The sequence below is a fragment of the Phyllobacterium brassicacearum genome (genome assembly GCF_003010955.1).
In the GTDB taxonomy this organism is placed as follows: Bacteria; Pseudomonadota; Alphaproteobacteria; order Rhizobiales; family Rhizobiaceae; genus Phyllobacterium; species Phyllobacterium brassicacearum.
In genome coordinates this window covers 18,484-35,138 of sequence record NZ_PGGO01000087.1, presented here as the reverse complement: position 1 = coordinate 35,138, position 16,655 = coordinate 18,484, and the positions used below count along the sequence as shown (strand labels likewise).

At 56.2% G+C, this 16,655-nt stretch carries 21 protein-coding genes; 7 read left to right on the top strand and 14 right to left on the bottom strand.

Annotated features, from left to right (window positions below; genetic code table 11):
- Window positions 1–101: 101 nt before the first annotated feature.
- Window positions 102–1,226, top strand: a complete 1,125-nt coding sequence (locus CU102_RS28565; RefSeq protein ID WP_106714505.1) for a DegT/DnrJ/EryC1/StrS family aminotransferase — start codon at window positions 102–104, stop codon at window positions 1,224–1,226.
- 191 nt (window positions 1,227–1,417) lie between these two features.
- Here CU102_RS28565 and mnmA read toward each other — a convergent pair whose 3' ends face one another.
- Window positions 1,418–2,605, bottom strand: coding sequence for a tRNA 2-thiouridine(34) synthase MnmA (gene mnmA, locus CU102_RS28560; RefSeq protein ID WP_208113828.1), 1,188 nt, complete (start codon window positions 2,603–2,605; stop codon window positions 1,418–1,420).
- Window positions 2,606–2,904: 299 nt separating this feature from the next.
- Here mnmA and sciP point away from each other — a divergent pair, with 299 nt between their 5' ends.
- Window positions 2,905–3,180: a CtrA inhibitor SciP gene (gene sciP, locus CU102_RS28555; protein ID WP_081816000.1), complete on the top strand. Its 276-nt coding sequence runs from the start codon at window positions 2,905–2,907 to the stop codon at window positions 3,178–3,180.
- 49 nt (window positions 3,181–3,229) lie between these two features.
- Here the strand turns inward: sciP and CU102_RS28550 are convergent, their stop codons facing one another.
- A complete protein-coding gene (locus CU102_RS28550; RefSeq protein WP_342588795.1) occupies window positions 3,230–3,688 on the bottom strand; it encodes a paraquat-inducible protein A in 459 nt (152 codons plus the stop codon).
- Between the two features lie 92 nt (window positions 3,689–3,780).
- Between CU102_RS28550 and CU102_RS28545 the strand changes: the two genes are divergently transcribed.
- Window positions 3,781–4,065, top strand: a complete 285-nt coding sequence (locus CU102_RS28545) for a GNAT family N-acetyltransferase (protein ID WP_208113830.1) — start codon at window positions 3,781–3,783, stop codon at window positions 4,063–4,065.
- 85 nt (window positions 4,066–4,150) lie between these two features.
- Here the strand turns inward: CU102_RS28545 and CU102_RS28540 are convergent, their stop codons facing one another.
- Window positions 4,151–4,534, bottom strand: coding sequence for a flagellar export protein FliJ (locus CU102_RS28540; protein WP_106714381.1), 384 nt, complete (start codon window positions 4,532–4,534; stop codon window positions 4,151–4,153).
- 489 nt (window positions 4,535–5,023) lie between these two features.
- On the opposite strand from CU102_RS28540, the gene ctrA reads away from it, so the two are divergent.
- Complete coding sequence (gene ctrA, locus CU102_RS28535; protein WP_106714380.1) at window positions 5,024–5,725, top strand: response regulator transcription factor CtrA; 702 nt, start codon at window positions 5,024–5,026, stop codon at window positions 5,723–5,725.
- 72 nt (window positions 5,726–5,797) lie between these two features.
- Here ctrA and CU102_RS28530 read toward each other — a convergent pair whose 3' ends face one another.
- The 4 genes from CU102_RS28530 to chpT form a co-directional block, all read right to left on the bottom strand.
- Window positions 5,798–6,184 carry a cupin domain-containing protein gene (locus tag CU102_RS28530; RefSeq protein ID WP_106714379.1) on the bottom strand — a complete coding sequence of 129 codons (387 nt, stop codon included), beginning with the start codon at window positions 6,182–6,184 and terminating at the stop codon, window positions 5,798–5,800.
- Window positions 6,185–6,259: 75 nt separating this feature from the next.
- Window positions 6,260–6,859, bottom strand: a complete 600-nt coding sequence (locus CU102_RS28525; protein WP_106714378.1) for a YdeI/OmpD-associated family protein — start codon at window positions 6,857–6,859, stop codon at window positions 6,260–6,262.
- A complete protein-coding gene (locus tag CU102_RS28520; protein ID WP_166648418.1) occupies window positions 6,859–7,215 on the bottom strand; it encodes a response regulator in 357 nt (118 codons plus the stop codon). Before CU102_RS28520 ends, CU102_RS28525 begins: the two co-directional genes overlap by 1 nt.
- A gap of 131 nt (window positions 7,216–7,346) precedes the next feature.
- Entirely contained in the window at window positions 7,347–7,976 is a 630-nt protein-coding gene (gene chpT, locus CU102_RS28515; RefSeq protein WP_106714377.1) for a histidine phosphotransferase ChpT, read from the bottom strand.
- Between the two features lie 311 nt (window positions 7,977–8,287).
- Between chpT and CU102_RS28510 the strand changes: the two genes are divergently transcribed.
- Both CU102_RS28510 and CU102_RS28505 read left to right on the top strand, forming a co-directional pair.
- A complete protein-coding gene (locus CU102_RS28510) occupies window positions 8,288–8,866 on the top strand; it encodes a DUF1134 domain-containing protein (protein WP_106714376.1) in 579 nt (192 codons plus the stop codon).
- Between the two features lie 124 nt (window positions 8,867–8,990).
- On the top strand, window positions 8,991–10,043 hold the full coding sequence (locus CU102_RS28505; RefSeq protein WP_106714375.1) for a coiled-coil domain-containing protein: 1,053 nt from the start codon (window positions 8,991–8,993) through the stop codon (window positions 10,041–10,043).
- Here CU102_RS28505 and CU102_RS28500 read toward each other — a convergent pair.
- The 3 genes from CU102_RS28500 to CU102_RS28490 all read right to left on the bottom strand — a co-directional run bounded on the left by CU102_RS28500 (window position 10,011) and on the right by CU102_RS28490 (window position 11,900).
- Entirely contained in the window at window positions 10,011–10,853 is an 843-nt protein-coding gene (locus tag CU102_RS28500) for a TrmH family RNA methyltransferase (RefSeq protein WP_106714374.1), read from the bottom strand. The two genes, CU102_RS28505 and CU102_RS28500, sit on opposite strands and share 33 nt — an antisense overlap.
- A gap of 11 nt (window positions 10,854–10,864) precedes the next feature.
- On the bottom strand, window positions 10,865–11,629 hold the full coding sequence (locus tag CU102_RS28495; RefSeq protein WP_106714373.1) for a HugZ family pyridoxamine 5'-phosphate oxidase: 765 nt from the start codon (window positions 11,627–11,629) through the stop codon (window positions 10,865–10,867).
- 79 nt (window positions 11,630–11,708) lie between these two features.
- Window positions 11,709–11,900: a hypothetical protein gene (locus tag CU102_RS28490; RefSeq protein ID WP_106714372.1), complete on the bottom strand. Its 192-nt coding sequence runs from the start codon at window positions 11,898–11,900 to the stop codon at window positions 11,709–11,711.
- A 240-nt stretch (window positions 11,901–12,140) separates the two neighbouring features.
- Here CU102_RS28490 and CU102_RS28485 point away from each other — a divergent pair, with 240 nt between their 5' ends.
- The gene (locus CU102_RS28485) at window positions 12,141–13,058 is read left to right on the top strand and encodes a cell wall hydrolase (protein ID WP_106714501.1); all 918 of its coding nucleotides are present in this window, start codon (window positions 12,141–12,143) and stop codon (window positions 13,056–13,058) included.
- 34 nt (window positions 13,059–13,092) lie between these two features.
- Here the strand turns inward: CU102_RS28485 and CU102_RS28480 are convergent, their stop codons facing one another.
- The 4 genes from CU102_RS28480 to CU102_RS28465 form a co-directional block, all read right to left on the bottom strand.
- A complete protein-coding gene (locus CU102_RS28480; RefSeq protein ID WP_106714371.1) occupies window positions 13,093–13,482 on the bottom strand; it encodes a DUF930 domain-containing protein in 390 nt (129 codons plus the stop codon).
- Between the two features lie 171 nt (window positions 13,483–13,653).
- The gene (locus CU102_RS28475; RefSeq protein WP_106714370.1) at window positions 13,654–14,244 is read right to left on the bottom strand and encodes a protein-S-isoprenylcysteine O-methyltransferase; all 591 of its coding nucleotides are present in this window, start codon (window positions 14,242–14,244) and stop codon (window positions 13,654–13,656) included.
- The gene (locus CU102_RS28470; RefSeq protein ID WP_133624534.1) at window positions 14,241–15,440 is read right to left on the bottom strand and encodes a hypothetical protein; all 1,200 of its coding nucleotides are present in this window, start codon (window positions 15,438–15,440) and stop codon (window positions 14,241–14,243) included. The genes CU102_RS28475 and CU102_RS28470 overlap by 4 nt, the downstream gene beginning before the upstream one ends.
- Window positions 15,441–15,583: 143 nt before the next feature.
- The gene (locus CU102_RS28465) at window positions 15,584–16,345 is read right to left on the bottom strand and encodes a 3-hydroxyacyl-CoA dehydrogenase (RefSeq protein WP_106714368.1); all 762 of its coding nucleotides are present in this window, start codon (window positions 16,343–16,345) and stop codon (window positions 15,584–15,586) included.
- Window positions 16,346–16,655 lie beyond the last annotated feature (310 nt).

Sequence of the window (16,655 nt, the reverse complement as noted above, 5' to 3'; positions counted from 1 at the left end):
TTTGAATGGCGAACTCTGGCAGACCTTGATCTGCCCTTTTAAAGAGGAGCCGGACCCATCGCCGCGGCAGAGTCGCGGGGACATTTAATATTGGAGCAATGATGCATTTCATCGATCTCGGCGCACAGCGTGAACGGATTAGCGGCAAACTCGATGCAGCGATTGCCAAGGTTGTGCGTGAAGGCAAGTACATCCTCGGACCGGAAGTTACGGAATTCGAGAAACGCCTGGCTGACTATGTCGGCGTCGAACATGTGATTGCCTGCGCCAACGGTACCGATGCGCTGCTCATGCCGCTGATGGCGAAGGGGATCGGTCCCGGCGACGCGGTGTTCTGCCCGAGCTTCACCTTTGCCGCAACGGCGGAAGTCGTGGCGCTCGCCGGCGCAGAGCCGGTGTTCATCGATGTCGACCCGGACACCTACAACATCAATGTGGAGCAGCTTGAGGCGGCGATCGCCGCGGTGCGCGCCGAGGGCCGGCTGCAGCCGAAGGCGATCATTCCTGTCGACCTGTTTGGTCTTGCCGCAAACTATACCTCGCTTTCGGCTGTGGCGGCCCGGGAAGGCCTCTTCGTCATCGAGGATGCGGCCCAGTCCATCGGCGGCAAGCGCGACAATGCAATGTGCGGCGCTTTCGGCGACGTAGCTGCGACCAGCTTCTATCCGGCCAAGCCGCTCGGCTGCTATGGCGACGGCGGCGCGATGTTCACCAATGACGGCGCGCTGGCGGAAGTGCTGCGCTCGGTGCTGTTCCACGGCAAGGGCGAAACGCAATATGACAATGTGCGCATCGGTCTGAATTCTCGCCTCGACACGATCCAGGCGGCGATCCTCATCGAAAAGCTCGCCATTCTCGAAGACGAGATGGAGGCACGGCAGGTGGTGGCGAAGCGCTATGCCAATGGCTTGAAGGATGTGGTCAAAGTGGCCCATATGCCAGAAGGTTCGCGCTCGGCCTGGGCACAATATGCGATCGAAACCAGGAATCGCGATGCGCTCAAAGCGCACCTGCAGGCAAACGGCATTCCATCGGTGATCTATTACGTGAAGCCGCTGCATCTGCAGGTTGCCTATGAGCGTTACATGCGTGCGCCGGGCGGCTTGCCGGTTTCGGAGACCTTGCCGCAGAACATCCTCTGCCTGCCGATGCATCCTTACCTGAGCGAAGCCGATCAGGACCGGATCATCGGGACCATTCGGGAATTTCACGAAAAACGGGCCTGATGCTGACTATCTCCCCCATTGTGGGGGAGAAAGCGATTTCAGCATCTTAGCTCTTGCTAAGTGCTAGAAATCGCAAGAGAGGCGATTTTCCACCAGCGACTTATCCCCTCACTTGGATTTTCTAAGGATTTAGCAAAGAGGCTAAATCCAAGAAAATCCTTTCTCTCCCACAAGGGGAGAGATAAGGGGCGCTAGGCGTGCTGCCCTTGCTGCGCGAGGCGCTTCAGCATGGCTTCGGCTTGCGGTGCCCGTTCCGAGCGACCGATGAAGCCGCCGCCGAAGACACGCGCGGTGTTGCTGTCATCAGAATAGAGCACGCACGCCTGACCCGGTGCGATGCCGCTTTCGCCGTCGACGAGCTCGACCCAGGTATCGCCACCCTGATGATGCAGCACAGCCGGGCGCGGCGGACGGGTTGAACGGACCTTGGCGTAGACTTCGACGCCACCTTCCGGAATATCCGACAAGGGGCCGTCGCCAAGCCAGTTGACGTTGCGTAAGAAAACTTTTCGGGTTTCCAGCGCTTCGCGCGGTCCGACGATGACACGCGCGTTCTGCGCATCGAGATGAACGACATAGAGCGGGTCGCCAGTGGCGACCCCAATGCCGCGGCGCTGGCCGATAGTGTAATGCACGATGCCTTCATGGCGGCCAAGCACGCGGCCGTCGATGTGGACGATATCGCCGGGATTGGCGGCTCCCGGCTTGAGCTTCGAAATGATGTCCGAATATTTGCCCTGGGGCACGAAGCAGATGTCTTGGCTGTCCTGCTTGTTGGCCACCGTGAGGCCCAGTTCTTCGGCAATCGCACGGGTTTCCGTCTTGGTCATGCCGCCGAGCGGAAAGCGCAGATAGTCGATCTGCTCCTGCGTGGTGGCGAAAAGAAAATAGCTCTGGTCCTTGTCGGTATCGACCGGACGATAGAGGGCACGATGCACGCCATTGGCGTGGCTGCGGATGTAGTGACCTGTCGCCAAAGCATCGGCGCCGAGATCGCGGGCCGTCTGCAGGAGGTCGGCAAACTTGACGGTCTGGTTGCAGGAAACGCAAGGAATCGGCGTCTCGCCGCTGACATAGCTCGCGGCGAACGGATCGATCACGGCCTCGCGGAAACGTGCTTCATAGTCGAGGACATAATGCGGGATACCCAGGCGCTCCGATACGCGGCGTGCGTCTTCGATATCCTGTCCGGCACAGCAGGAACCGGCACGGTGGGTGGATGCGCCATGATCATAGAGCTGCAACGTGACGCCGACGACATCATAGCCCTGACGTTTGAGGATACCGGCCACAACAGAAGAATCCACGCCGCCAGACATGGCAACGACGATACGGGTGTCTTCCGGTCTTCCCGGTAGATCGAGACTATTCAGTGTCATAAGCGGATCCGGTTCTGGCAGCGGCATAAAGGCGCAGTGCTGTTATTGGGCCTATATAGGTTATTGACCCGGCCTTGCCAACAGGAAGTCGCAAACGATGCGCTTTTCTCCTCCGGCGGAAGGCTAGACCCTTTGCTGGTGAAATGCTGAAATTTCCGAAGTTCGTGCAGAGTTTAACGAAAACGACGCCAATCCATTAACCGAAGTTACCAGAGAATGACTGACGGTTTAGGCAATTATTAAAGCCCTGACTGTAATGTCAGCTGCGATAGGTCTTGAAGTTTAGTGTAGAGAGTACAATGACCGATCTTGTTCGACCGAGAGTAAAATACGTAATCGGCCCGGATGGCAGCCCGCTGACCATCGCCGATCTTCCACCCGCGAACACGCGGCGTTGGGTTATTCGCCGCAAGGCTGAGGTGGTTGCCGCTGTACGCGGTGGTCTTCTTAGTCTTGAGGAGGCTTGCCAGCGCTATACTTTGACGGTGGAAGAGTTCCTGTCCTGGCAGTCCTCGATCTCCGATCATGGACTGGCTGGTCTCAGAACGACCCGGATACAGCAATATCGTCATTAGATGATGGTGCATGAATAGAAGGGGCTGGCCGCGAGGCCAGCCCCTTCGCTTATGCGGTCGTCTCTTGCCGGACGATGAAATGCGTTGCCACGGCTGACAGGATTGCCGAGGCGGTGAAAAACCACAGGCCAGGCTGGGCGATCGCCGTCGCGAGCCCGCTCGTCTTTGCACCGAAAATAACGAGTGCCACAAGCAGCACATCCAGCATGGACCATTTTGACAGGATGCCAATCCAGCGGTGCAGAATATGCCTGGCGGCCGCCACTTGCGCCGCCGCCAAATGCGCGACGGCCAGCTTGGTGATGGGGAGGATTACGGAAAACAGCGCAACGATCAATGCGAGAAGCCAGTCGCCGCCAGTCCAGAGCGAACCAATGATGCCGAGGAGCGATGGGTTGTCATCGAAGAAATACAGCCTGCTGACGTTCATCAGCGGCATGGACAGTCCAAGTGCAAGCGAGAATGTGGCGAGGAACAGAAAGAAGGGAATGAAAAGTCTCATCGTCATGGTGACGTTCCGCTGCACCTTGAAAGCTGATCTAACCTATGCATGAAGGCAGGATGCCACATGCGTCAAGGAGCAGGTCAATGACGAACGAAATCAAGATCGAAAAAGAAGAGACGGAAAAGGGTGGGCGCTATGTGGCCGTCGTGTCAGGTCATGAAGCAGAGATGACCTTTTCGCGCGCGAGCCCGCATCTGATTATCGTCGATCACACCGCGGTGCCCGATGCGTTGCGTGGCCAGGGCGTTGGCCAGGCACTGGCACTGCATGCGGTAGAAGACGCGCGGGCAGGGGGATGGAAGATCATTCCGCTGTGTCCATTCATGCGCGCCCAGTCTCTTCGGCACGAAGAGTGGGCCGATGTGATCCAGCAACGTTGAAGATCTTCCGATAACTTCAGGCTGACGGGCACCGGACGCGATTTTCGTCGCTTCCGGTGCCAGCAAATTCCCAAGAGCGGTTCAGCTAACCGATCATCGCGCGCCGGTCGGTGACGGGCATTTCCTCGTCACGCGGCCTGCCATCGCGCTGTTCAAGCGCTTCGGCCTTGGCAAGTTCCGCTTCCGACTCGACAAGCGCCGCTTCGGCATCGTCTTTCTGAGCCTTCAGGTCGCGGATCGATACAAACAGGTTGTCGCGGCGCTGGCGCGCTGCTTTGGCGAACGTCGGATAGGCGAAATGTGAAATGTCGGTAATGCCGGCCTTTTTTTCCTCGGACAGGATCTGCGCGTCCAGTTCGGCGGCCATGCGTTCAAACTCGCCCATCATCAGGTCGAGCTGGCCGAGCTGGCGGCGTTTTTCCTTGACCTGAAAGAGCTTGAGCCGAACCAAACCTTCATGCGATTTCATCTGTACAACCCCCTAAACGCCTTACATAAAGCCGGTACCCAAACGCCGCCAAAACCTTGGGCCGAAACCCTGACAACGATCATCCGGCCGCCATTTCACCCGAATCACTTCGGGAAAATGAAACAAAAACTTAAAGGCTGACCTCTCTGGTAACCTTTCCTTTACGTTCAGCATTAATCATACGCCTTAAGACTTAAAGCTCGGTAAATCGAAACCTGAAGTTTTTAGGCAGGGAATTTATCGAGTCGAATGAATCGCTTAAGGCTGGAACCTGAAGTTCAATCTGATGGTTTTTGACGGGCGACTTGACCTTATGAATCAATGCTGTGCCTACGATCCTTAATTTAAGAGTCAAAGGCACTTGCAAATCGGAATTAGATTTTGTTAACCATTCGGTGGCAATCTTAACGTTATGGAAACGGCTTGTTTCGCGACCTGACTTCGGGATTGCACAGCAACCCATTTCAGCGGCGGGAAAAGGGGAATGATATGCGGGTTCTTTTAATCGAAGACGATAGTGCAACGGCCCAGAGCATCGAGTTGATGCTCAAGTCGGAAAGCTTCAATGTTTATACGACGGATCTGGGCGAAGAGGGTGTCGATCTCGGCAAGCTCTACGACTACGATATCATCCTCCTCGACCTCAACCTGCCGGACATGTCCGGTTATGAAGTCCTGAGGACCTTGCGTCTGTCGAAGGTGAAAACACCGATCCTCATTCTCTCTGGCATGGCCGGCATCGAGGACAAGGTTCGCGGCCTCGGCTTTGGCGCTGACGACTATATGACCAAGCCTTTCCATAAGGACGAACTAGTTGCCCGTATCCACGCGATCGTGCGCCGTTCGAAGGGGCATGCCCAGTCGGTCATCACCACCGGCGATCTGATCGTCAATCTTGATGCCAAGACGGTTGAAGTCAGCGGCCAGCGCGTTCACCTCACCGGCAAGGAATACCAGATGCTGGAGCTTCTATCGCTCCGCAAGGGTACGACGCTCACCAAGGAAATGTTCCTCAACCACCTCTACGGCGGTATGGACGAGCCAGAACTCAAGATCATCGATGTCTTCATCTGCAAGTTGCGCAAGAAGCTCGACTCAGCTTCGGACGGTATTAACTACATCGAAACCGTCTGGGGCCGCGGCTATGTGCTGCGTGAGCCTGACGCAACGGAAATGCGCGAAATCGCCTGATCTGCGTGCGAACAGAATTGAAGAAGGCTCCGCATTGCGGAGCCTTTTGTTTTGCTCGGGACACTTCGTGCATCAAATCCATACGTCGTTCTGTGCGGTGCGCTCGCCGCCCTCGTGACCGGTATTCAGGACCCCGCGCGGCTCAATCAGCATCAGCTTGACTTCTTTTTCGGCGAACGGCTTGTGTTCGACTCCCTTTGGAACGATGAACATTTCACTTGCCTTCAAGTGGACGGCACCGTTGCGAAAGTCGATCCGAAGTTCACCCTCGAGAACAATGAACGCCTCGTCTGTTTCGGGATGATCGTGCCAGACGAAATCGCCTTCGATCCGCGCAATCTTGAACTGGTAATCATTGAGCTCAGCCACGACCTTTGGAAGCCATTGCTCCGAGAAAAGCTCGAACTTTTTAGAAAGATTGATCGCGTTGTAGGGCTTTTGTGCTTGGTCCGTCTGCATCTGCAACTCCTCGTGATTGAAACGAAGGAGTTGTAATCCGATACCTAAGCGCAATCTTGGACGATTGTGCAAGGTCTACGGTTTGATCTTCACTGGGTAGATTGTTTCACCCCTGGCCAGCATCGACACGTATTTTTCGATACGGCTTGCACGTGTTTTCGCCTGCTTTGCCGTATGAACCCTATGAAGGATCGCATAGCGATTGGTGCTATCGAGCCGGCTGAACATTTCGTGCGCGGCGGGATTGCCGTCCAATGCCTGCTGCAGATCATCCGGAACGGTGGCCGTGCTCTGTGGTGCGTAGGCTGCATCCCATCTGCCATCGGTCTTTGCGCGCTCTATCTCAGCGAGGCCGGCGGCAGTCATGCGGCCTTGGCCAATCAGTTCGATCGCCTTGGTACGATTTTTCTCCGACCATAAGCTGCGGCGCTTTCGCGGCGTGAAGCGGAGGAGCCAGTATTGTTCGTCGAATTTTTTACCCTGGCCATCGATCCATCCATGGCACAGGGCGCATTCGATTGCCTCGGACTGCGAGACGCTTGCTATCCCCGTGTCTTTCTTTGCGAGCTTGAGCCAGATGCCTTTTGAGGTTGTCGGCTGTGCGGCGAGCCATTCATCCAATCGCTTGGCAGATGCGAATGAAATGATTGGAAGGTCAGAGTCGCCCGCTGGCATTAGCCTGCCAGCGGAAGCTGTGGCAAGATTTCGGTGATCGAAGCGCGGTTAAACGGTTTCAGCAGATATCCGGCGGCTCCTGCTCGCTTGGCACGCATGATCTTGGTCACGTCAATTTCAGGTAGGCAGAGATAGATTTTGCTGTTTTCCCCGCCTGGAAGTGCGCGGACCTGTTGGATGATGTCGGGAGCAGGCATATCGGACAGGGAGCTGTCCAGAATGATCACATCAGGCATTTCGACGCTGCAGGCGGCGACAGTCTGATAGCCGGTGTCAGCTGTGGTCACAACAGTCGTATCGCTGGCGATGAGCCGGCGCGCAACTTTCCTGACCACAGGCGATCCATCAACGATCATGCAGCGTAACAATGGATGCTCTCCGCGTTGCAAGACACAATTTGTGCTGTTTCCGGCAAAAAGACTAGCAGCCCTTGGGTGAACAAATACCCAAGGTTGATGGTAAATTTTAGTGCAACTTTTAGAAGGTCTCACGCAGCGGTGAAAACAATCTCCTCCGGCGTGGCATGAATTGAAATGGTCATGCCGGACTCCTGTGCGAGGAGGAGCGCATAGTACGGCTGGACCGCATGGGCATCGATGGGCTCTTCAGGCACCTTGCCACTGTGCAGCTCAAGGAATTTCGGCGGCACGCGCAACATTGGTCCGCGCGACGTCAGCACAAAGCGAGGTTGCGTGTCCGGTGTCTCCAGCACCACGGACAAAGTGCCACCACGCGGCAGCGCCGCATTGGCTATGAGGACGAGATTAAGCAGAAGCTTCACCTTGTTCTTCGGCAGGAGAACGCGGGGGCCTTCCCATGTCAGTTCCGCTTTTTCGCCTTTCATGTATTCGTTGGCGACATTCTGCGCATCGCCCGTATCGATCTGGACGCCAGCAGAACCCGCTGCGCCGAAGGCGATGCGTGCGAATTGAAGGCGGGCGGAAGCACTGCGTGCGCTGGATTTGATGAGGTTCATCGCATCTTCGTCGGCACCGCCTTCTTCGAGCAGTTCCAGGCCATTGTTGATGGCGCCGACCGGGGAAATGATGTCGTGGCAGATGCGGCTTGACAGGAGCGCTCCGAGGTCCGTTGCCGAGAGAATGACGGGCAATGTCATAATGGATTCTCCTGAAAGTTATCTGGTTGACGCAGGGACATCGCGAATCACTTGCTGCCGCGAATCACTTCGATTTCTGATCCATTTGGTTACATAGCCTGATCCTGATCGGCAAGAACGTCATGCTTAAAGCCTGTAAATGCTGAAATCTTTGAGTTTTTGCCGGTCTTTGCGGGACATTGAAATGCCAAGATCAATTCATAAACTTTTATACAAGGTTTACCGCCTTAAATAGAGCTTCAATTTGAAAAGCAGACGCAAGATCTGCACCAGGCGTCAGGCAAAGAAGCGAACAGCCAAAAGGAATTATGATGGCGTCTCTACTCTTGTCTTTGAACCGTGGCTTTCTCCTCTTTCTGACCATCGTGTCACTCATTGTCGCGCAAGCGCAGACGGCTAGCGCACAAGAAACCTATACGATGGATGAGATCGTCAATTCCGGTCAACGGTTTTTCGGATCAACATCGGGTGGGCTCGCTACGGCTGTCGAGAAGGTGTTCCAGAGCTACGGTTTGCCCAATGGTTATGTTCTGGGCGAGGAGGGGTCAGGGGCCTTGATTGGCGGTCTGACCTATGGCGAAGGATCGCTCTACACCAAGAACGCCGGCGATCACAGAACGTTCTGGCAAGGGCCGTCGATCGGCTGGGATTTCGGCGGACAAGGCTCCCGCGTGATGATGCTCGTCTACAACCTTGACGACATACAGAATTTGTATGGTCGCTTTGTTGGTGTTGCCGGCTCGGCTTATCTCTTTGCCGGGGTTGGATTCAACGTGCTAAAACGCAACCAGGTACTGCTCGTCCCAATAAGGACAGGCGTCGGCGCACGCCTTGGCGTCAATGTCGGTTATCTGAAATTGACGCAGTCGCCGACCTGGAATCCATTCTGATTCTCTGCTTTGGCGCACACTCGCCGATTGGGACGCGGACTATTCAGTTCGCGTCTTTTGCTTCTATCTAAGCAGGAAAGGCTCTAAGAGATGTTGTGCCAAGACCTCTAACAGGACTCCTGCCGTGATCCAGTCTGTGCTTTATTTCGCTTTCGGATTCCTGAGTGCCGTATTGTTGGCTCTGCTCGTTGCCCCTCCAATCTGGCGCAGGGCCACGCTGTTGACGCGCAAGCGTGTCGAAGCCGAAACGCCATTGACCCTAAATGAGATACAGGCGCAGAGGGACGGGCTGCGTGCCGAACACGCGATCGCAGAACGCAAGCTCGAACTGACCTTGGAAAATGTAAGCGAGAAGGCTGCACGGCAGTTGGCGGAACTCAGCGAAAAGGATCGCCTCGCCCGCAATCTCGCAGGGGATCTGGCAGCGCGCGATGCGACAGTTGCAGAACTGCGTTCCGCACTCGCTGATCGAGACAAGGAACTGGAGAAAGCTGCAAAGGTCATCGTCGGACACGAACGCAGCCTTGAGCAACGCTCGTCGGAGCTGGAACTGTTGCATCGCAGGATGGCGAGCCTTGCGATGAATGCGGATAGTTTGCAGATTGAGGCGGCAGCGCAGTCGACGCGCATCGAGAACCTTGCGGACGACCTGCGCGAAGCTCGACAGGACAAGCGAGACAGTGACGAACGCAAGCGCAAGGCCGAAACTGACCTGAAGGCGATCCAGCATGCCCTGGAGCAGGAGGTCAAGCGCAGTGCCGAACTGGAAAAGCGCGCGAACGCATTGTTGAGGCAACTTTCCGACAGCGAGGCGAGGCTCTCCCGCCGCGAGAAGGAAATCGAGCGGATCAATGAACGCTTGCGCAAAGTGCTGGCGGATGGGCGCCGACAAGGCTCTTCCGTTCTCGAGCCGCCACGCGGAAAGGAGGCACTGGTCCAAACGCAGGAGACCCTGCGCCTGCGCGAGGAGATGAACACCCTCGCGTCGCAGGTGGTAGCAATGGTTGCGCGCTTGGAAGGCCCGTCATCTGCGGTCGACGAACTATTGGCGAAGGCGGGGAGCGAAACCTCTCCGGTCTATGACGAAAATGGAGAAGTGATTGTGAGCTTGGCGGATCGCATCCGGGCGCTGCAAGTCGCGGCTTCAGATGCCGGAAAAGCGGCTGAACCGCGATAGGGCTATACCGGAAGCAGTCGCCACATTGAGGCTGTCAAAGCTCTTGGACATCGGAATAGTCACGGTCTGCAATTTCTGCAGCAGCGATTTTGGCAGGCCTTCACCCTCGGTGCCGAGCAGCAGTGCGGTCCGTGGCCCGGGCGCGGCGTCATAGATGCTCGTCGTGCCTGATGGGCTGAGGGCGAACACTTCGAAACCGCGATTTTGCAGTTTGTCGACGATGTCCTCAATTGATCCGCCACGGGCAAACGGCACTTTGAGTGCAGCTCCAACCGAAACACGAATGGATTTGCGGTAGAGCGGATCGCAACTGGTTTCGTCCATCAGGACACAACTTGCCTCGAATGCCGCAGCGTTGCGAAAGATCGAACCCATATTGTCGTGGTTCGAGATGCCACACAAAACAATAGTCAGCGCTGTGTTCGGCAAAGCGTCGATCAGAGCGTCGACAGTGGGCGGTGCATTGCGCCTGCCCACGGCGAGGATACCGCGATGCATCGGAAAACCGGCAATTGCATCCATCGTCTGGCGCGAAACGCAATAAACTGGAACATCATCGCGACAGGACTTCAGCTGGCCGGCAAGGCCTGGGAGCCGGTTCTCCAGAATGAGCAGGGATTCAACCGCAAGGGCGGGATTGGACAGAAAGACATTCAGAACAACCTTGCCCTCAGCGATGAAGCGGCCTTCTCGTCCCACCAGATCACGCTCGCGCACGTTGCGATAGGGTGCAAGGCGCTCATCGTCTGCGTTGATGATCCGGGTAACCCGATGCTCCAACCAGTCGGGGTTCTCAAATGCTGATGTCATCAGAATGTCTGCTACGATTCCAATGCGGTTCTGGCTTCACCCGCCATGTGCACGAGCGTCATATGCATGTCCTTGGCCGAGGTGAGTGGCTCCCTGAAGAAGACTCGCAACACGTTGTCACCATCGGCCAGATTGAAACCGTCTGCATCGATCCCTGTCATACGCCAGTTGCCATCCTCTGCTTGGGCGTAAAAGCGGGCGTAAAGCGCAATCGCTTCGGAGTGATCCTTGTTCATGTGCTCGACTGCGCCTCGCTCCGCGGCAGCCAATTCTTCATTGGCAGGATTGAGACTCAGCCATTCGGGCGCATCCAATTGGTAGGCGCGGCCAAAACCGCCGTTCAGCCGGGCATTTTTGGGATCGAGCCGGAAGAAACGGAAATCGCCAAGGCTGGCGTAGAGCTTGGACTTCGGCAGGTGCGACCGGTACCGCCACTCGATGCGTGTGTGTTCCGGTGTATTTCGGGCAATCTCGCGCGCCCTGGCGGATATGGTCATTCGGGGCGAGGCAAGAGGGTCACCCTTGGCTGGTTCGCCAATGAGCAGCGAACAGCGTGGATCGGCCAGGAGCGCCGGGGTGTGTGCTGCGAGAGCAGAAACCAGAATGATGGGGGCGCCGTCATGGTCTGTGGAGAGGCCAACACGCGTGGCAATCGGATCGCCCGACGCCGGATCAAGCGTGGCGATGACAGCGTGGCGGGCGGTGCGCAACAAGGTGCGCGCGAGGCGTATTGCACCATCATCAATGTCACGGAAGACGTCGATCTTTTCGGTCAAGGCAAACCCTCATTGCGGCGAACACCAGATTGATAGTTCGTTAGACAAGGGTCAACAAGCGATTTGAACGGGCGGGATATCAAGCAGCGATGGATCGGTTGCCGTTGAGGCCGACGTCATCCATGCAATCGGCAAGCAAATCAAGATCCACGGGACCAATCGTGCAAAGAACCGGCGCAACATCTTCAGCGGGAACCTGGAGGGCGATCAATTCCCGGAGCGCTTCCATCAGCGATTCGCGGGTATCGTACCGAGCGGAATGCGTGCGCATTAGATAGGCCTTCTGAGCTTAATCCATTGCGTAGAGTTTAAGGCAAATAGAGTAAACGAATTCTTAATTTCGCCATTATTGAAATTTTTTTGTTGTAGAAATGGATAAAATAACCTCATAATTTCAAATGGATGATAGAGTCGCATTACACAATAGTCATCTTTGCCATTGTTTGGCCCTAAATCGCATCATTCTGTGAGCACCTTCACCAGCAGGAACAACAGCGATGAGAATTGCTTCGTGATCGGCTTCGCTAAGTGGAAAATCCTTTCTATTGCGGGCATTGTCGCAGCCGCCGGGCTTGCAAGCGGCTGTACGCAGACCGGGTCGCACTCCAAGCTTTCAGCCAATTTGACGCGTACGAGCGGAAGCAAGACTTACGCCTATACGCCCAAGGACAAGGAATGCCTTGAACGGGCGATGTTCTTTGAATCCAACCGTTCGAGCCAGGAAGGCTTGATGGCCGTTGGCACAGTGGTCATGAATCGGCTCGATTCCGGCAAATGGGGCAACTCGATTTGCGGCGTGGTCGGCCAAAAGGGACAGTTTGCTCCCGGCGTTCTGTCACGGCCGATGAAATCTGCGGCACTGCCAGACGTCCAGGCGGCGGCTGATGCTGTTCTTAAGGGAGAGCGCAATCCGAAGGTGAGGAACGCCATGTTCTTCCATACGGCCGGTCTCCGTTTCCCCTACAAGAACATGCATTACACCGTTGTTGCCGGTGGTAACGCCTTCTACGAGAAGCGCGACCGCTACCACACAGCCGAGATCGCTTCGAAGGACGCGAGCATAGCGATTGCCAATGCCTATATCGCAAGCACGAGAATGGCTGGCGCAAAACCCGCCAATACTGTCCTGGTTGCAAGTGCCACGCAGCCCGTATCTACAACATCGTCAACGCCGACTTCCGGCCGGGTAACAAACCAGCCTATCGTCGTTGCCCAGGCAGATATCGCTCCGATGGCGTTCGACACCAAGAAAGTGGCGGTGCCAATGGATCCGCCGCCTCAGGCGATGGACTACAGGACACCGCAACCCGTTCAGCCGGTGCAGGCGGCGACACAGTCCAACGTGCTCGCCTATGAGGCGCCAAACGGCAAAGCGGTCGACGCGATCGGGCAGATGCTGCTGGCGCAGGATCGGCCGAACTCCCTCTAAGAAGCTTTGCTCGGCTCCAAATCGGAGCCGGCTATCAGGGTACAAGATAGTGACGCGACCATTCGCTGTGGGGCACGATCTGGCCTATGGCGTATTGGAACGTCAGGATCGTCATATGATCGGGTGAGGTCGAGCAGGTATAGGACAGGTGATACCACTCCCCCTTGCTGCGAAAGGCAGCGCCGGCCGAGCGGATCTTGTCGCCTTTGATGTTTGGTTCTGCGAATGCATAGGCGACCAGTTCATCCGGCACGAGTTTGGCAGGGTCCTTATGGATGCGCTCCATTGCTTCGAGATCGCAGCGCTGTTCAAGCCGCGTTTGCGGGTCCAGGCGTTCCAGCTCTTGAGCGGCGCCTGTATCCATCGCTCGAGCCGGACTCGCCACAGCCACCGACAGCAAAAGCATGACGCCAATTATTCTCATCGTGACCGGCTTTCCAAAAAGTGAAGGTCGCACAGGACGTTGCTATTGGCCCAGACTGTTGGAATCGCGCCGCCGTGCGCCGCATCAATACCAGCCGGATTGGGACCAAATTATGAAGGCACCGCTATCCGCAGCGAGCGCAAGTCCGATGCCTTGGCGATGCACATGAGTTCAATAGACATAGGGCAGGACGCGCCAGGTACGCGCGCGGTATAGGTGATATTCCTCTCCGAATGCCTCTTCCATCATTGCCTCCTCCGGCCCTATGCGGGAGAAGAACAAAAAACCAAAACCGGCCAAACCAGCGAGGCCAGCGATATAATTCGGCAGCAGCAGGGCCTGAGTTAACGCCATGAGCCAGAATGCGGTGTACATAGGGTGCCGCACGCGTTTGTAGATGCCGGTTGTAATGAGTTTGTGGTCCTGTTTCAGCTGCAGAGATACCGACCACATCTTGCCAAGCGCCTTATGGGTCAGCCGGAACAGCACAAGCGCAGCTATCCCGGAAAAAATTCCCAGCGTCAGAAGGACGGGATTGGCTTCGTAGGATGCAAACCGTGGCTGTCCAGTCAGGACATAAACAACGGGAATGATGCCGAAGCCGGTGAAGGAGATCGCAAGACGGACGGTATCTGCGCCCGGCCGCCGATCGACTGTGAGCTTTGCACGGCGCGCGCGCCGGTCAAAGGGACGGCGCAGGAGGTACCAGCTCGTAACAAGCATGACCCACAGAACCTTGCCAGCGGTGACCAAAGACATCATGTTGCAGCAGATCCCTGCACTTTGATCGCAGCCGGAACAGCTGGCATGGGACGATCGCAGTACAGCCCTCCACGCTTGGCGATGTCCGCAAAGGACTCCGGTCCACATAGGATCGCATGCCATGAGTAGTGCGTGCGCCTCTCAACTCCGAAGACAAACTGGCGATGAACCCGAAACAGATTTCTGCGAATGGCCTTGTAGGCTTCGTCACAGAGCTGGTTGCGAAACCTTACCCTGACCAATACCGGGAACCTGGCATCCGGGATGTGCAAGTCCCGAACCGGATTCGATTTGTAGAAATTCATCGGGTCAGTAAGCGATTGAACGTCAATCCAGGTCGCGTTGCTGCGCGCAACCGTCCTAACGCTGTCGCGCAGTGCGTTGGCCGCTGGATGCAGAGCCACCTTCAAGAGGCTCGATCCGACAGTGAGAAGACCATATCGCCGTGACATGTCCCGGCGCAGCGCAGCGTCCAGGACCTGAAGTGCACAGATCGCTCCAAGGCTATGGGCAGCTATGACGATTTCTGTGTTCGCTGGTGCATTGCCAATGCGGGCGGCAGCATCGGCGATGACGTTATCCAGTTTGCGCAACACGTCCGGCCGTTTCCCCCGGGCTATATCCCAGGCGAACGTCCAGTCATCCATGAGGAGTAACAAGTGCAATTTGCGGTGGGCGAACCAGAGCAGAATTGCCGCTGCCACAAGTGCGGAGACTAACGGAGCGAGCGTTCCGCCCAGCCCCGAGACTGCGACGAGGCTATGGACGCCAAAGGATGCAGCGATAGCAATTCCGAGAAGCACAAGCGGGTAGAGAAAGAACAGCGAATACCGCCAGCTAACTGCGACGAAACGGAAGAATGTCCCGGTGACGACGAAGTCGAGGAGGGCGATAACTCCGCTCAGCAGACGGACGACCGGATTTCTCGATGCATAGAACATCGTGATGTCGCCGAGGCCGTAGAGCACAAAATCGGTTTGGGTGGACCAGTCTTTGCCAGACGTACGCAGGCTAAACTCGCCTGTAGCAACTCCTGCATCAGATTGGGACATCTTGAGCGGCGCGGTCTCGGTCAATTGCATGTCGTAGACAGGCGCCGTCTTTGCAGCTTCGCGCACGAAGCGCCTGTGATGAGCCTCCACGGGCATATGTTCAAAGCCTGGCAACAACACAACCAGACGATCGACAACCGTCATCTGCTCCCTTTCCTGCATCCGGATTTACCGTCTCAGCGATCTACCCTCGAACTTATAACGATTCCAGATAACTTATCTTAACAGAACGTCGGCTTGAAGGCGTTGCAAATCATTGCTTCTGATCGGTTCTATTGTGTGCAGCACTATTTTGGTGCCATCCGGATTGCGCCATCGAGTCGGATCGTCTCGCCGTTCAACATTGGATTTTCGATGATGTGGAGGGCCAGCGCAGCGTACTCCTCGGGTTTGCCCAGGCGCGACGGGAAAGGAATGGAAGCGGCAAGTGAGTCCTGAACGTCCTGTGGCATGGCGAGCAGCATGGGGGTACCGAAAATTCCCGGCGCAATTGCCATGACGCGAATACCGAAGCGAGCAAGCTCGCGCGCCGCAGGCAAAGTCAGCCCGGCGATCCCTGCTTTGGAAGATGCATAGGCGGCCTGGCCAATCTGACCGTCAAAAGCCGCGACCGACGCCGTGGAGATAATGACACCGCGTTCGCCGCTTTCCAGCGGCTCAAGCTTTGACGCACCATCGCTGACAAGGCGCAGCATATTGAACGAGCCAATCAGATTGACCTCGATCACTCGCCGGTAAAGCTCAAGATCATGCGGGCCGTCGCGGCCAACGATACGGCCAGCATTGGCAATGCCAGCGCAATTGACAAGAATGCGGGGTGTGCCGAGTTCATCCGCGACACGGGACACGGCCTTGTGAGCATCATCGGCACTTGAGACATTGCAGGCGAGCGCGAGGCCGCCAATCTCGCCGGCAACCTTTTGCGCGGCTTCGAGATTAATGTCGAAAATTGCGACTTTGGCGCCTTTTTCTGCCAATGCGCGCGCTGTTGCGGCGCCCAGGCCGGAACCCCCGCCCGTTACAATCGCTGTTTGGCCATGAATGTTCAAATTGGCTCTCCTTATGCTCCTCGTGTCTTCTTGCACGAGTTTAAACTGTTATCCAGACTGAGGACCGCCTTTACCAACCGAAATTCGGCATTTTCACGGTAATTTCAAGCTGACCCTACACGGCATACCGGAAGTCAGTGGACGAATCTTTGGTGAATTGCACTGTTTTTTTCCTTTTGAGGGAGGATTTCCCCAGAATCGTCAATTATGCGGCATCTGATGGGTTGACTGCGAATAAATCTACTTGCATTGCGACATTGCAAAGGCTTCCATGCAACCTTCGTTGTAGGCATGGGGGCCCGCAACATAA